General features: G+C 58.7%; 17 protein-coding genes and 1 tRNA gene. 4 read left to right on the top strand and 14 right to left on the bottom strand.

The window, feature by feature from the left end:
- The first annotated feature begins 61 nt into the window (after nucleotides 1–61).
- The 4 genes from JN524_RS06420 (at nucleotide 62) to JN524_RS06435 (ending at nucleotide 3,900) form a co-directional block, all read left to right on the top strand.
- Complete coding sequence (locus JN524_RS06420) at nucleotides 62–1,438, top strand: L-serine ammonia-lyase (RefSeq protein WP_202368847.1); 1,377 nt, start codon at nucleotides 62–64, stop codon at nucleotides 1,436–1,438.
- Nucleotides 1,439–1,573: 135 nt separating this feature from the next.
- The gene (gcvT, locus tag JN524_RS06425) at nucleotides 1,574–2,698 is read left to right on the top strand and encodes a glycine cleavage system aminomethyltransferase GcvT (protein ID WP_202368848.1); all 1,125 of its coding nucleotides are present in this window, start codon (nucleotides 1,574–1,576) and stop codon (nucleotides 2,696–2,698) included.
- Between the two features lie 404 nt (nucleotides 2,699–3,102).
- Nucleotides 3,103–3,315, top strand: coding sequence for a cold-shock protein (locus JN524_RS06430; protein ID WP_007951194.1), 213 nt, complete (start codon nucleotides 3,103–3,105; stop codon nucleotides 3,313–3,315).
- A gap of 96 nt (nucleotides 3,316–3,411) precedes the next feature.
- Nucleotides 3,412–3,900 carry an RDD family protein gene (locus JN524_RS06435; protein WP_202368849.1) on the top strand — a complete coding sequence of 163 codons (489 nt, stop codon included), beginning with the start codon at nucleotides 3,412–3,414 and terminating at the stop codon, nucleotides 3,898–3,900.
- 89 nt (nucleotides 3,901–3,989) lie between these two features.
- Here the strand turns inward: JN524_RS06435 and nadA are convergent, their stop codons facing one another.
- The 14 genes from nadA to ruvC form a co-directional block, all read right to left on the bottom strand.
- Complete coding sequence (nadA, locus tag JN524_RS06440; RefSeq protein WP_003227499.1) at nucleotides 3,990–5,048, bottom strand: quinolinate synthase NadA; 1,059 nt, start codon at nucleotides 5,046–5,048, stop codon at nucleotides 3,990–3,992.
- 271 nt (nucleotides 5,049–5,319) lie between these two features.
- Nucleotides 5,320–5,395 (bottom strand) — tRNA-Lys (locus tag JN524_RS06445).
- Nucleotides 5,396–5,457: 62 nt separating this feature from the next.
- Nucleotides 5,458–6,150 (bottom strand): 7-cyano-7-deazaguanine synthase QueC, encoded by a 693-nt coding sequence (gene queC, locus JN524_RS06450; RefSeq protein WP_003227501.1) that lies wholly within the window; start codon nucleotides 6,148–6,150, stop codon nucleotides 5,458–5,460.
- Between the two features lies 1 nt (nucleotide 6,151).
- A complete protein-coding gene (gene queE, locus JN524_RS06455) occupies nucleotides 6,152–6,799 on the bottom strand; it encodes a 7-carboxy-7-deazaguanine synthase QueE (RefSeq protein ID WP_202368850.1) in 648 nt (215 codons plus the stop codon).
- Between the two features lie 166 nt (nucleotides 6,800–6,965).
- Nucleotides 6,966–7,802: a tol-pal system protein YbgF gene (gene ybgF, locus JN524_RS06460; protein WP_047296035.1), complete on the bottom strand. Its 837-nt coding sequence runs from the start codon at nucleotides 7,800–7,802 to the stop codon at nucleotides 6,966–6,968.
- Nucleotides 7,803–7,808: 6 nt separating this feature from the next.
- Nucleotides 7,809–8,306 carry a peptidoglycan-associated lipoprotein Pal gene (pal, locus tag JN524_RS06465; RefSeq protein ID WP_003178634.1) on the bottom strand — a complete coding sequence of 166 codons (498 nt, stop codon included), beginning with the start codon at nucleotides 8,304–8,306 and terminating at the stop codon, nucleotides 7,809–7,811.
- Nucleotides 8,307–8,358: 52 nt separating this feature from the next.
- Nucleotides 8,359–9,639: a Tol-Pal system beta propeller repeat protein TolB gene (gene tolB / locus JN524_RS06470; RefSeq protein WP_164747834.1), complete on the bottom strand. Its 1,281-nt coding sequence runs from the start codon at nucleotides 9,637–9,639 to the stop codon at nucleotides 8,359–8,361.
- Nucleotides 9,640–9,656: 17 nt separating this feature from the next.
- On the bottom strand, nucleotides 9,657–10,733 hold the full coding sequence (gene tolA, locus JN524_RS06475) for a cell envelope integrity protein TolA (RefSeq protein WP_202368851.1): 1,077 nt from the start codon (nucleotides 10,731–10,733) through the stop codon (nucleotides 9,657–9,659).
- Nucleotides 10,733–11,185, bottom strand: coding sequence for a protein TolR (gene tolR, locus JN524_RS06480; protein WP_161794900.1), 453 nt, complete (start codon nucleotides 11,183–11,185; stop codon nucleotides 10,733–10,735). The genes tolA and tolR overlap by 1 nt, the downstream gene beginning before the upstream one ends.
- A 23-nt stretch (nucleotides 11,186–11,208) precedes the next feature.
- Nucleotides 11,209–11,904 (bottom strand): protein TolQ, encoded by a 696-nt coding sequence (gene tolQ / locus JN524_RS06485; protein WP_007912733.1) that lies wholly within the window; start codon nucleotides 11,902–11,904, stop codon nucleotides 11,209–11,211.
- Nucleotides 11,894–12,361: a tol-pal system-associated acyl-CoA thioesterase gene (ybgC, locus tag JN524_RS06490; RefSeq protein WP_027612533.1), complete on the bottom strand. Its 468-nt coding sequence runs from the start codon at nucleotides 12,359–12,361 to the stop codon at nucleotides 11,894–11,896. Before ybgC ends, tolQ begins: the two co-directional genes overlap by 11 nt.
- 127 nt (nucleotides 12,362–12,488) lie before the next feature.
- Nucleotides 12,489–13,550: a Holliday junction branch migration DNA helicase RuvB gene (ruvB, locus tag JN524_RS06495; RefSeq protein WP_007962024.1), complete on the bottom strand. Its 1,062-nt coding sequence runs from the start codon at nucleotides 13,548–13,550 to the stop codon at nucleotides 12,489–12,491.
- Nucleotides 13,551–14,159, bottom strand: a complete 609-nt coding sequence (ruvA, locus tag JN524_RS06500; RefSeq protein ID WP_003227522.1) for a Holliday junction branch migration protein RuvA — start codon at nucleotides 14,157–14,159, stop codon at nucleotides 13,551–13,553.
- A 114-nt stretch (nucleotides 14,160–14,273) separates the two neighbouring features.
- Complete coding sequence (ruvC, locus tag JN524_RS06505; RefSeq protein ID WP_007962095.1) at nucleotides 14,274–14,801, bottom strand: crossover junction endodeoxyribonuclease RuvC; 528 nt, start codon at nucleotides 14,799–14,801, stop codon at nucleotides 14,274–14,276.
- Between the last annotated feature and the right edge of the window lie 118 nt (nucleotides 14,802–14,919).

A 14,919-nucleotide genomic window follows, 5' to 3' on the forward strand; every position in this document is an offset into this window, starting at 1 on the left:
GGGGAATGTAACCTGCCTGATATTCCGCCAATTCCTATAACAAGAAACCGGAGAACCACTCATGTCGTTAAGCGTGTTCGACCTGTTCAAGATTGGCATCGGCCCTTCCAGCTCCCACACCGTCGGCCCGATGCGCGCCGCTGCGCGCTTCGCCGAAGGCCTGCGCCGCGATGACCTGTTGTCGGCCACCAGCACCGTCAAAGTCGAGCTGTACGGCTCGCTCGGCGCCACCGGCAAGGGTCACGGCAGCGACAAAGCCGTGCTGCTCGGCCTGGAGGGCGAACACCCGGACACCGTCGACACCGAAACCGTCGCCGCGCGCCTGCAGGAGATTCGCGGCAATGGCCGGCTGAACCTGCTCGGCGAACACAGCATTGCCTTCAACGAGAAAGAACACCTGGCGATGATCCGCAAGCCGTTGGCCTACCACCCCAACGGCATGATCTTTCGCGCCTTCGATGCGGCGGGCATTCAGATCCGCAGCCGCGAGTACTACTCGGTCGGTGGTGGTTTCGTCGTTGATGAAGATGCCGCCGGTGCCGACCGCATCGTCGAAGACGCGACACTGCTGACCTTCCCGTTCAAAAGTGCCAAGGACTTGCTCGGCCATTGCGCTACCTACGGTCTGTCCATCAGCCAGGTGATGCTGACCAATGAAAGTGCCTGGCGCCCTGAAGCGGAAACCCGCGCCGGTCTGCTGAAAATCTGGCAAGTGATGCAGGACTGCGTTGCCGCTGGCTGTCGCAACGAAGGCATTTTGCCGGGCGGGCTGAAGGTCAAACGCCGGGCGGCAGCGCTGCATCGACAACTGTGCAAGAACCCGGAATCGGCCCTGCGCGATCCGCTGTCGGTGCTGGACTGGGTCAACCTCTACGCCCTCGCCGTCAACGAAGAAAACGCCAACGGCGGCCGCGTGGTCACCGCGCCGACTAACGGCGCGGCGGGCATCATCCCGGCGGTGTTGCATTACTACATGCGCTTTATCCCCGGTGCGAACGATGACGGCGTGGTGCGCTTTCTGCTGACCGCCGCCGCGATCGGCATTCTGTACAAGGAAAACGCCTCGATCTCCGGCGCCGAAGTCGGCTGTCAGGGTGAGGTCGGCGTGGCTTGCTCGATGGCCGCCGGCGCGTTGTGTGAAGTGCTCGGCGGCAGCGTGCAGCAAGTCGAGAACGCGGCGGAAATCGGCATGGAACACAACCTCGGCCTGACTTGCGACCCGATTGGCGGGCTGGTGCAGGTGCCGTGCATCGAGCGCAATGCCATGGGCTCGGTGAAAGCGATCAACGCGGTGCGCATGGCCATGCGTGGCGACGGACAACACTTCGTCTCCCTCGACAAAGTCATCCGCACCATGCGCCAGACCGGCGCCGACATGAAAAGCAAATACAAAGAGACCGCCCGTGGCGGTCTGGCAGTCAACATCATCGAATGCTGATTTATGTCCTCTCCCTTTGGGAGAGGACCGCACTTAGCCCCCTCTCCCTCCGGGAGAGGGCTGGGGTGAGGGGCTTTTGATCTTGATCTAAATCTAGCCCCATGCCCCCAAACTCAAACTTTCAAGGAGCCACGCATGTCCACCGAACAACTGTCGAAAACCCCGCTGCACGCTCTGCATATCGAACTCGGCGCCCGCATGGTGCCGTTCGCCGGCTACGACATGCCGGTGCAATACCCGCTGGGCGTGATGAAAGAACACCAGCACACCCGTGAGCAGGCCGGGCTGTTCGATGTCTCGCACATGGGCCAGATCCGCCTGACCGGCGCCAATGCCGCCAAGGCTCTGGAAACCCTGGTGCCGGTGGACATCATCGACCTGCCGGTGGGCATGCAGCGCTACGCAATGTTCACCAACGACAACGGCGGCATCCTCGACGACCTGATGGTCGCCAACCTCGGTAACGACGAGCTGTTCCTGGTGGTCAACGCCGCGTGCAAGGATCAGGACCTGGCGCATCTGCAAAAGCACATTGGCGATCAGTGCACCATTACGGAGCTGTTCGAAGCGCGCGCGCTCCTGGCGTTGCAGGGTCCGGCGGCGGTCACCGTGCTGGCTCGACTTGCGCCAGAGGTGGCGAAGATGACGTTCATGCAGTTCAACCGCGTACAACTGCTGGGCGTGGATTGCTTCGTCAGCCGTTCGGGTTACACCGGTGAAGACGGTTTCGAAATCTCGGTACCCGCCGCCGACGCCGAAAAACTCGCCCGTGCCCTGTTGGCCGAACCGGAAGTCCAGGCCATTGGCCTCGGCGCCCGCGATTCGCTGCGCCTGGAAGCCGGCCTGTGCCTGTATGGCCACGACATGAGCACCGACACCACGCCAATCGAAGCCAGCCTGTTGTGGGCGATCTCCAAGCCACGCCGTGCCGACGGCGCGCGGGCCGGTGGTTTCCCTGGGGCAGAGACAGTTTTCGCTCAGCAGCAGAACGGCGTCACGCGCAAACGCGTCGGCCTGCTGCCGCAGGAACGTACACCTGTGCGTGAAGGCGCAGAAATCGTCAACGAAGCTGGCGAAATCATCGGCGGCGTGTGCAGCGGCGGCTTCGGTCCGACCCTGGGTGGCCCGTTGGCGATGGGTTACCTCGACAGCGCTTATGCTGCACTGGACACATCCGTCTGGGCCATCGTTCGTGGGAAAAAGGTGCAAATGCTTGTAAGCAAAATGCCATTTGTTCCACAACGCTACTATCGTGGTTGATTGACTGTTTCTATAAGTAACGCGATTGCGTTATGCGTGCACTAATGTGTAACGCAATCGCCACAAAAAAGTGCATTTTCTAACATCTGATTCGATTATGAACTTTGCTTATAACGTTCGAAAACTTTTGAACAAGCTATTCGCCCAAGCCGCACTAGTTGAGTGAGTAACTGTCAGCAGGGGCAGGAAAACCGGGGGCTTCGCGGGGCTTGTTTTTTCTCCCGTAGTTGGCGTAGAGTTTGTTCACTGTGTTTGCATGGGTCAGCTTGGAATCGTGACCTGGGCAGTAGCCTACAAAGTTAGCTACATCCCGCTCGACGTCTTCTTACTCTCCTGCAACCAGCCCCAGTACTCTTTCATGAGAAAGAGACTGTCATCAATTTATGCGTCAAAGGAAATAAGAAATGTCGACACGTCAGAGCGGTACCGTCAAGTGGTTTAACGACGAGAAAGGTTTTGGTTTTATCACTCCAGAAAGCGGTCCGGATCTGTTCGTGCATTTCCGCGCCATTCAGGGCAACGGCTTCAAGAGCCTGAAAGAAGGCCAGAAAGTGACCTTCGTTGCTGTGCAGGGTCAGAAAGGCATGCAGGCTGACGAAGTCATCGCCGAAGCCTGATTTCTGTTACGAAAAAGCCCCTGATATTGATATCAGGGGCTTTTTTGTGCGCGCGAATCCGTAAAATGGCGCTTCATTTTGCGTCCAGAGGCTGCCATGTCGAAAAACCTGCTCACACCCCAGGGCGACTTTCCTGCCGTTGGCCTTGGCCGGCGCCTGGCCGCGATGTTCTATGACTTCCTGCTGTGCACTGCCCTGCTGATCGTCACCGGATTCGTCTACAAGTTGATCCAGGCAGCGATCATCGGTGAAGAACGCCTGCGCGTGCTGACCGACGCCGGGAAAATGGATGGCGATCCACTGTATTCCACGGTACTGCTGCTGGTGCTGTTTGCTTTCTTCGCCAAGTTCTGGACCCACGGCGGGCAGACACTGGGCATGCAGGTGTGGGGCATACGCGTACAGAACGCCGATGGCAGCGCGATCAGCCTGTGGCAGGCACTGCTGCGCTTCATGGTATCGATCGCTTCATGGCTGTGCGCAGGGCTTGGATTCTTCTGGTCGCTGTATGACAAGCAGAAGCGCACCTGGCACGACATCTATTCCGATACCCGCGTGGTACGAATTCCGAAGAAACAAAAATAGCGCCCATAAAAAAGATCGCAGCCTGCGGCAGCTCCTACATTTGATCCCTGTAGGAGCTGCCGCAGGCTGCGATTTTTTGCCTTTAGAGCTTAGGCGTTACCCGCCAGCTTCATCCGCGCCGCCTGGGTGAAATCCAGCATGCGCTTCAACGGGCGGATCGCCTGCGGAATCAGCGCTGGATCGACAAAGATCTCGTTCGTCCCTTCCTTCAGGCTCTTGAGCGTGCGCTCAAGAGTGTTCATGGCCATCCACGGGCAATGTGCGCAACTGCGGCACGCCGCGCCGTTACCGGCGGTTGGCGCCTCGATGAAGACCTTGTCCGGGCACAGCTGCTGCATCTTGTAGAAGATACCGCGGTCGGTGGCGACGATCAGGGTCTTGTTCGGCAGGCTTTGCGCGGCAGCGATCAACTGACTGGTGGAACCGACGGCGTCTGCCAGTTCGATCACCGAGGTCGGCGACTCGGGGTGCACCAGAATCGCGGCGTCCGGGTACAGCGCTTTCATGTCTTCGAGCTGCTTGGATTTGAACTCTTCGTGAACGATGCACGCACCGTCCCATAACAGCATGTCGGCACCCGTCTTGCGCTGAATGTAAGTGCCCAAGTGCTTGTCCGGGCCCCAGATGATGGTCTCGCCGTTGTCCATCAGGCTTTCGACGATCTCCAGTGCACAGCTCGACGTCACCACCCAGTCAGCGCGGGCTTTGACCGCAGCCGAAGTGTTGGCATAGACCACCACAGTGCGCTCCGGGTGCTGATCGCAAAACGCCGAGAACTCGTCTACCGGGCAACCGAGGTCCAGCGAGCAGGTCGCGTCCAGGGTCGGCATCAGCACGCGTTTTTCCGGGTTGAGGATCTTCGCGGTCTCGCCCATGAACTTCACGCCGGCGACCACCACGGTCTTGGCCGGGTGAGCGTTGCCGAAGCGCGCCATTTCGAGGGAGTCGGACACACAGCCGCCGGTTTCTTCGGCCAATGCCTGAATCACCGGATCGCAATAGAAGTGAGCCACCAGCACCGCGTCCTGAGCCTTGAGCTCGGCGGCGATGGCGGAACGGTAGTAGGCCTCTTCCTCGGCAGTCAGCGGTTTGGGCTGTTTGGCATCGAGGTGGGCTTGAACCAGAAGGCGTTCGGAAATCTGCGTCATGTTCGCAAGACCTGCAGGCGCTTTCGCGCGAAAGTCGAGTATACACCCGGCTCCGGACCACATGAGGGTACCGCCGGGAGAGTGAGTTTTATCAGGCACGGACAGCGTTGAAGCTGGGCAAGGCTACAGAATATCCCGTTGATACAAAAGATGATTCTGACCTGTGTCAGCACAGGCAACGATGAACAGAGCGGTGCCCGAATCGCAGGCAAAAAAAAACCCGGAAATCCTCACTTTCGTGGGCCTTCCGGATTTTCTAAACCGCCAAATATGGTGGGTCGTGTGGGATTCGAACCTACGACCAATTGGTTAAAAGCCAACTGCTCTACCAACTGAGCTAACGACCCGCTGTGTGGTGGCGCGTATAATACTGATTTTTAAGGACTATTCAACACCTTTTTGAAAAAAATCAAAAATAAGGTGTTGGATCGCTTACACCGGCCGCTGCGAAGCCTTCTGCACGCAGGCGGCAGCTGTCGCATTTGCCGCACGCGCGGCCTTCATCGTCCGCCTGATAGCAGGAAACGGTCAGGCCGTAATCCACGCCCAGCTTCACGCCCGCCTGGACGATCTGCGCCTTGCTCAGGTTCTGCAGCGGTGCCTGGATGCGGAAACCGTTGCCTTCCACGCCCGCCTTGGTCGCCAGATTGGCCATGCGCTCGAACGACTCGATGAACTCCGGACGGCAATCCGGGTAACCGGAATAGTCCACCGCGTTGACTCCGATAAAGATGTCACGCGCGCCAAGCACTTCAGCCCAGCCCAGCGCCAGCGACAGGAACACCGTGTTGCGCGCCGGCACGTAGGTCACCGGGATGCCCTCGCCCAGCTCTTCCGGGATGTCGATGCTGGTGTCGGTCAGCGCGGAGCCGCCCATACCGTTCAGGTTCAGGCCGATCACTTTGTGCTCGACCACACCCAGATCGCGAGCGACGCGCGCTGCGGCATGCAGCTCCGCATGAGAGCGCTGGCCGTAATCGAAACTCATGGTGTAGCAGGCGTAGCCTTCAGCCCGGGCCATCGCGACCACAGTAGCCGAATCGAGGCCACCCGACAGCAGGATTACTGCACGTTTTTCGTGAGTGTTCAGTTGTTCAGTCATATCAGCGCCCTGGCTCGTCATTCCATAGATATTTATGCAGCTGCAATTGCAACCGCACCGGCAGGTTGTCTGCCACCACCCAGTCCGCCAGATCCCTGGCATTGAGGTCATGATGACTTGGGGAAAACAGCACTTCACCCGCACGGCGATCAAGGCCGTACTGGATCAGCTTCGAGACCGCCCAGTCATAGTCGTCCCGCGAACAGATGACAAACTTCACCTGATCGTTGGGCGTCAACAGTTCGATATTTTCGTAGCGGTTGCGGTGCGCCTCTTTGGAGTCCGGCGTCTTCAGGTCGACAACGCGACTGACGCGCGGATCTACCGCCGAGATGTCGAGGGCACCACTGGTTTCCAGGGAGACCTCATATCCGGCATCACACAACTGCTTGAGCAAAGGGATGGCGTTCGGCTGTGCCAGCGGTTCACCGCCAGTCACACAGACATAGCGCGGACGATATCCGGCCACCTGCTCGAGGATGTCGTCGAGGGTACGAATGGTGCCGCCGCTGAACGCATAGGCACTGTCGCAGTATTGGCAACGCAACGGGCAACCGGTCAGGCGCACAAAAACCGTGGGCAGCCCGGCAGTCCGCGTTTCCCCCTGTAACGAGTAGAAAACTTCGGTAATTCTCAATGTGTCTTGCATAGTCGCCACGGGCGTAACAGCTAAACAGGCTGTCCGCCTCCGTCAGGCACTTCCGGCAACCCCGCCAACGCGTAGATCACCAGAAGCGTGTTTCAGAAAAAGGGCGTGAATTCTAACGAAAAAACCCGCGACAAGCGCGGGTTTCTTCCAAACGGGTCAAACACACTTACATGCGTTGCAGATCGCGTTGGGCCAACTGAGCAGCGGAGGTTCCCGGGTATTGGGAAACCACCTGTTGCAGAATGCCTTTGACCTTGTCGGTGTGACCGAGGCGGCGCTCTACATCAGCCAGCTTGTACAGCGAATCCGGCACTTTGGCGTGCTTGGGATAGAGCTGCGACACCTTGGCGAAAGCCTGACCTGCACCTTGCAGATCGCCCTTGGCCAGGTTCACTTCACCCAACCAGTACTGGGCATTGCCCGCGTATTGGCTGTTCGGGTATTTGCGCAGGAATGCCGAGAAAGCCTGGCTGGCCTTGTCGAAATCCTTGGCCTTGATCAGGTCGAAAGCGGCATCGTAATACAGCTTTTCCTTGGCCGGATCACCCGGTTCGCTACTTGCAGCAGGTGCCTGGGCGGCAGCAGCCCCGGCGCCAGCGGCAGCACCGGCAGCAGCACTTGCATCGCCACCGGCAGAAGAATTCTCAGGAGTCGCGGCAGGTGCAACGCCGGATCCTATGCGCCGATCAAGATCCTGGTATCGCTCCAGGGATTCCTGTTTCATGCGCGCAACCTGATTCTGCAGTTCTTCGATCACACCTTGTTGGCGCGATATCTGATCCTGCATCTGTTGCAGTTGGTTGAACAGCATGCCCTGTGCCGAGGCAGGGGCCGAAGCCGCTCCCCCGGCATAGGCGCCGTTCGTACCGTAACCCGCAGGCGGATAACTGCTCCCGCTATTGTTATAACCGGAGTTGTCATCGACCACAGGAACCGCAGCCCACGCCGCAAGCGGCGCGAGGCTGAGAGCCAGAACAGTTACAGCACGACGGCACGTTCGCATATCGAATTACTTACGCAGTTCGACGCGACGGTTTTGAGCCCAGGACTGCTCGTCGTTGCCGGTAGCAACTGGACGCTCTTCGCCGTAGGAAACCAGTTCCAGCTGAGCTGGGGAAACACCTTGCAGTACCAGGTAGCGCTGAACGGCTTTCGCACGACGCTCGCCCAGTGCCATGTTGTACTCACGAGTACCACGTTCGTCGGTGTTGCCTTCCAGAACAACGCGAGCGCCGTTTGCTTTCAGGTCTTTGGCGTGAACGTCCAGAGCGCGCATGGCTTCTGGCTTCAGGTCCGAGCTGTCGTATTCGAAGTAGAAGGTGGTGATTGCGCGCAGAGCAGCTTCTTCGCTCAGGGAACCGTCAACGGCACCAGTGTTTGCGCCGTAACCAGCGTTTGGATCAACAGCGCCTTCACCGGCGTTGTCGCCGCCTTTGGACGAGCAACCTACAGCTACAGCCATGGCCAGAGCCAGCGCAGCAAATTTACCAAACTTCAGCATTTCCATCGTGAAACTCCTAATGAACCCCAGTGTGTTAAGTAAAACGTAAAGCGCCGCGTCAGTTCAGGTAAGGGGACCAGGACGGTTCTCTGACTTCGCCTTGTGCGGTAGGAAGCGGGAGCCTCACGCGTCCATTAATGGACACGAGCATCAAGACTCCCCGGCCCTGCTGGCGGGTGGCGTAGATTACCATGGTGCCGTTGGGCGCAACAGTAGGTGACTCGTCCAGAGTGCTATCAGTGAGGATCTTTACACTACCTCGCTGCAAATCCTGGGCCGCCACCTTGAAATTGGTGAAACCATCCTGGCGATGGATCATCACCAGAGTCTTTTCATCAGCCGAAAGCTTCGGGTTGGCGTTGTAGTTGCCAATGAAGGTCACACGCTCGGCACCACCGCCGCTGGCGCTGGTTTTGTAGATCTGCGGCTTGCCGCCACGGTCCGAGGTGAAGTAGATGGTCGAACCATCCTTGCCCCAGTACGGTTCGGTGTTGATGCCAGGACCTGCCGTCACACGAGTGATCTGACGCGAACCCAGATTCATCACATAGATGTCAGGGTTGCCGTCTTTCGACAGTACGAAAGCCAGGCGATTGCCATCCGGCGACCAGGCTGGAGCACCGTTCAGGCCTTCGAAGTTCGTGATCTGCTCACGGCGACCGGTGTCGATGTTCTGCATGAAGATCCGTGGACGCTTCTGCTCGAACGACACGTAGGCGATGCGCTTGCCATCCGGTGCGAAACGCGGCGACAGGATCGGCTCGCGCGATTGCAGCAGAGTCACGGCACGGGCACCGTCGTAGTCCGAACGCTGCAGGGTGTAGCGAGTGTTCTTCTCGGAGAAACGCTCGGCTGTCACGTACAGCAGACGGGTCGAAAACGCACCTTTGATACCGGTGAGTTTTTCGAACGACTGGTCAGAGATGAAGTGCGCCATGTCACGCAGTTGCTCGGTGGTACCGGAAACACTGCCGTCAGCCACTTTCTGCTCGGTGGCCACGTTGAACAGTGCCCATTGCACCTGCAGACGACCGCCCGCAGGAGCAATGCTGCCGACCATCATGTATTGAGCACCCACCGCCTTCCAGTCACGGAAAATGATTTCGCTCGGCTGGCTTGGCTGGCTGATCATGTTTTGCTTTGGAATCGGCGAGTAGTAGCCCGAGTTCCGCAAATCGTTACCAATGATTTCAGCCATGTCGTCCGGCAGCACCGCACCGCCTTGCATGCCGAACGGTACGACGGCGATCGGGGTAGCCCGATCGCTGCCACTGGTGACCAGAATGTTCTTTTCATCAGCCATCGCGATCCCTGCCATGCAGCAGATCACGACCAGCATTCCTCGAAGAAGGTTTCTCACAAGGCTAGATCCTCAGGTGTGAATGTCATCTTGAATGAACGATACGGAGCGAAATCGCTCGGCTTCATTCCCTGCATTTCTGTCAAACGTCCAATATTCTTCACTGCCGCGACTGCCGACGCATCGAACGGACCATCGCCACTGGACTTGGCCACGCTGACCGTGGTCACCGTACCGTCCGGCAACATGCCGATTTGCAGCACGACCGTCATGCCTTTGCGTGCCGAAGGAGGACGCGCCCAACCTTCCGCTGCCCGCGCACGAATCAGGTCATCGAAACTGCCCGCGACTTCGTCACCCTGCTCATCGGCCAAGGCCTGCTGACGCTGTGGCGTGTCGGAAAGCAAATCTGCCAGGGCCTGAGCCTTTTTCTCTTCGGCGGATTTACGTGCCGCTTCCTGCGATTTTTTCTTCGCAGCATCGGCAGCAGCTTTCTTCTTCGCTTCGTCGGCGACTTTCTTCTTCGCCTCTTCAGCTTCAGCTTTTTTCTTGGCGTCTTCGGCGGCTTTCTTCTTCGCGTCTTCGACGATCTTCTTCTTGGCTTCTTCAGCGGCCGCTTTCTTGGCCTCTTCTTCAGCCGCCTTCTTGGCTTCTTCTTCGGCTTTCTTCTTGGCTATATCAGCCAATTGTTTCTCTTCTGCCTTCTTGGCCTCGGCTTTCTTCGCATCGTCGGCTTTCTTGGCTTCATCAGCCTTTTTCGCCTCGTCCGCTTTCTTCGCCTCGTCGGCCTTCTTGGCTTCCTCGGCCTTTTGAGCCGCTTCTTCTTTCTTTTGTTCCGCAGCCTTCACCGCTTCCTGCTCGACCTTTTTCTGTTCCATCTGCTCGACTTCGGTCTGGCGCGCAGCGGATTTCTTCGCCTCACCCGCAATCTTCTGATTGGTCTGGGTGGTTGCCTGACTTTTCGATTTCAGCTGGTACAGGGTCGCCTGGACAATCGGCTTGGCCGGCGGCAACTCGGGTGTAAAGGCGAAACTGACGAACAGCATGCCGAACACCAGCACGTGCAGGACAATCGCCAGAACACTTGGCCAGAAGTAGCTTTCCGAGGCGGACGGCTCTCGCTGTTGCTGCATCAGGGGGCCTCGGTAATCAAACCAACATTACCGACCCCGGCTTTCTGCAACCCGCCCATGGCACCCATGACGGCGCCGTAGTCGACCGACTTGTCGCCTCGGATAAAGACCTGGGTACGCTTGCCGCCTTCGGTGCCGGCGCGAATGATCTTGGTCACCGCGTCAGTCATCTGCGGCAGGGTCATTGCCCTGTCCTGCTGCTTTTCGGTATCGACTTCGCTGCCAAGGTTCCAGTAGTAGGTCTTGTCAGCCTTGATCGAAATGGTCAGCACCTGAGTGTTGTTGTCCTGCGGCAAGGCTTCGCTGGAAACCTTGGGCAGATCCACTTTCACGCCCTGATTGAGCATCGGCGCGGTCACCATGAAGATAACCAGCAGCACCAGCATCACGTCGATGTATGGCACCACGTTCATCTCGGCGACCGGCTTGCGCTTGTTTCGGGCTCGAGCGATTAAAGCCATCGGGAAATACCTGCTTATTCTTCGCTGGTGTGCACTTTGCGGTGCAGGATCGCCTGGAACTCATCGGCGAAGGTGTAGTAGCGGCTCAGCAAGGTTTCGCTGCGGGCAGAGAAACGGTTGTAAGCGATAACGGCCGGGATCGCGGCGAACAGGCCGATCGCGGTAGCGATCAGGGCTTCGGCGATACCCGGGGCCACGGTGGCCAGGGTCGCCTGCTGGGCGCTGGCCAGACCGCGGAAGGAGTTCATGATGCCCCACACGGTACCGAACAGACCGATGTACGGGCTGACCGAACCAACGGTAGCGAGGAACGGCAGGCTCTGCTCCAGCTTCTCTTCCTCACGGGAGATGGCAACGCGCATGGCCCGCGCCACACCTTCCATCACCGCTTCAGGGTCAACACCTGGCTGCTGACGCAGACGGGAGAATTCCTTGAAACCGGCACGGAAGATCTGCTCTACGCCCGAATCCGGATCCGGGTTGCTGCCGGCCTGACGGTACAGCTTGGACAGATCGATACCCGACCAGAAGCGCTCTTCGAAGCTCTCCAGGGCGCGTCGACCGGCACGCAGCAAATTGCTGCGCTGAAAGATCATGATCCATGAGGTCACCGATGCGGCCACCAGGGTCAACATTACCAACTGCACCACGATGCTGGCATTGCTGACCAGGCTCCACATGGAGGAATGGTCGACGACGTTAGCTTCCACGCTTTATCTCCTGCTTTGAGTGTGTACCCGTGCCGCCCGCGTCGGCAAAGGCCGCACGCAAGGATTCGGGCATGGCCCGGGGTTTCAAACTGTCGGTGCGCACACAGGCCACCAGAAACTGCCCTTCACAGAGCAGCACATTATCCGTGGCCCGCCTGACCTGCTGTTTAAAGCGCAGGCTGGCACGGTTCAATTCGATTACATCAGCGCTTACCAGCAGTTCGTCGTCCAGTCGCGCCGGCGCGTGATAGCGCGCTTCGCTGGAATGCACGACAAACAACAGGTCCTCCCCGGCCAGTTCCGACTGGGCAAAGCCCAGCGTCCGGAGCCGCTCGGTTCGAGCCCGTTCCATAAACTTGAGGTAATTAACGTAATACACGATGCCGCCCGCATCGGTGTCCTCGTAATAAACGCGACAACGATGTGCGAACGGCTCAAGCCCGTTTTGCGCGCGCATACTCTAGTGCTTACTCCTCAGGTTGCCAATCCGGCCAGGCAACTGTTTTTTCAGTGTTTAAGGCTTTACCGCAAAAGTACCGTCCTGTGACAGTACAAACGCTGAATAAATCGCCAAAAAATGTGTATCAATCGTCCACGGCATCGAGAAACTCGTCTGCCACGGGCATCTCGCCCATTCGTGACGGAATGTTCAAACCGAAATGCAGGTACGCATGCCGCGTCACCACCCTGCCCCGTGGCGTACGCATGATGTAGCCCTGTTGAATCAGGTACGGCTCCAGCACATCTTCGATGGTGTGCCGCTCTTCGCTGATAGCCGCCGCGAGGCTGTCGATGCCCACCGGACCGCCATCGAACTTCTCGATCATGGTCAGCAGCAAGCGCCGGTCCTGATGATCAAAGCCGTGTTCATCGACATCCAGCAGATTCAACGCCAGATCGGCAACCGACTTGGTGATATGACCCTTGGCCCGGACTTCGGCAAAATCGCGCACCCGCCGCAGCAGACGGTTGGCGATCCGCGGCGTGCCACGGGCACGACGAGCGATTTCGAAAGAACCCTCCGGATCCAGTGGCAGACCGAGAATCGCCGCCGACCGACTGACAATCGTCGCCAGATCCGCCGTACTGTAGAACTCAAGGCGCTGGACGATACCGAAGCGATCACGCAACGGGTTGGTCAGCATGCCGGCACGGGTCGTGGCGCCAACGAGGGTGAACGGTGGCAGATCAAGCTTGATCGAGCGCGCTGCCGGCCCTTCACCGATCATGATGTCGAGCTGGAAGTCTTCCATCGCCGGATACAGCACTTCCTCAACGATGGGCGACAGGCGATGGATTTCGTCGATGAACAGCACGTCGTGCGGCTCAAGGTTGGTCAGCAACGCTGCCAGATCCCCCGGACGCTCGAGCACCGGGCCCGACGTGCTCTTGATCGACACGCCCATTTCCTGGGCAATGATGTTGGCCAGCGTGGTTTTACCCAGACCCGGCGGGCCGAAGATCAACGTGTGATCCAGCGATTCACTGCGACCCCGCGCCGCCTGGATGAACAGTTCCATCTGCTCGCGCACGGTCGGCTGGCCAATATAGTCGGCCAGACTGACCGGGCGAATGGCCCGATCCTGGACTTCTTCGCGCTCGCGCGGGCTGTGCGCGGCGGCGATCAGACGATCAGCTTCAATCACTTAAATCATTCCCTTCAGGGCGCGGCGGATCAGGTCTTCACTGCTCAAATTCTTGTCCTTGATGGCGGTAATCGCCTTGCTCGCTTCCTGCGGCTTGTAGCCCAGGGAAATCAGCGCACTGACCGCATCGTTTTCAGCGGTGTTGACCGGCGCCGGGCCGTCCGGCTGATTCGGCACCAGGGCGAACATGGCCGGCGAGGTTTCCCAGGCCTTGAAGCGATCCTTCAGTTCAACCAGCAGGCGCTCAGCGGTTTTCTTGCCGACCCCCGGGACCTTGGTCAGCGCCGAGGTGTCCTGGGATTGCACGCAGCGAATCAGTTCATCGACTTCCAGGCTCGACATCAAGGCCAAGGCCAGTTTCGGCCCGACACCATTGAGACGGATCAACTCACGAAAAAAGTCTCGCTCACGCTTGCCGGCGAAACCATAGAGTAACTGCGCGTCTTCGCGTACGACCAAATGGGTGTGCAGCGTCAGCGGTTCACCGACCGACGGCAGACGATAAAGGGTGGTCATGGGCACTTCCAGCTCATACCCGAGGCCGTTTACATCCAGAATCAGGTGCGGCGGCTGTTTCTCAGCCAGGGTGCCGCGCAAGCGTCCAATCACGTTTCAGATCCTTGAGCGTTGGCCAGCCGGGGGCTGGCGACAGATGGAAGGCGGGAATCGGGCCGACGACCCAGGCGCGAAATCCGCATTCCGCAAAAATGATTGCTGATGCTATCAGAGACGCAGGCGCCCGCCACGACTGCGTGCGGTACCCAGGCCATGCGGCAGCAGGCTGGAACGGGTATGCGCATGACAAATCGCAATGGCCAGCGCATCCGAGGCATCGATCTGCGGTTTGCTGGTCAGCTTGAGCATGTGCATGACCATCATCTGCACCTGTTCTTTATTGGCGGCGCCGGTGCCGACCACGGCTTGCTTGACCTGGGTGGCGGTGTACTCGGCAATCTCCAGGCACTCTTCAGCGCCAGCCACAATGGCGGCGCCGCGAGCCTGTCCGAGCTTGAGCGCCGAATCGGCGTTTTTCGCCATGAACACTTTTTCGATGCCCATGGTCACCGGGCCATAGGTCTGAATGATTTCACGCACGCCGCGATAAACGATTTGCAGCCGCTCATGCAGCTCGCCGGCGCCGGTACGGATGCAGCCCGAGGCCACATAGATGCAGCCGCCGCGTCCGGTATCGCGAACAATCCCGTAACCGGTGATGCGCGAGCCGGGGTCGATACCCAGAATTAAAGTCATAACGCCTGCAGAAATTGATGCGAAAGCTGAGGGTACATGTAGGAGCTGCCGAAGGCTGCGATCTTTTGATCTTTAAAAACACAAAGATCGCAGCCTTCGGCAGCTCCTACAGGTTAAT

The organism is Pseudomonas sp. MWU318, from assembly GCF_016756945.1.
In the GTDB taxonomy this organism is placed as follows: Bacteria; Pseudomonadota; Gammaproteobacteria; order Pseudomonadales; family Pseudomonadaceae; genus Aquipseudomonas; species Aquipseudomonas putida_A.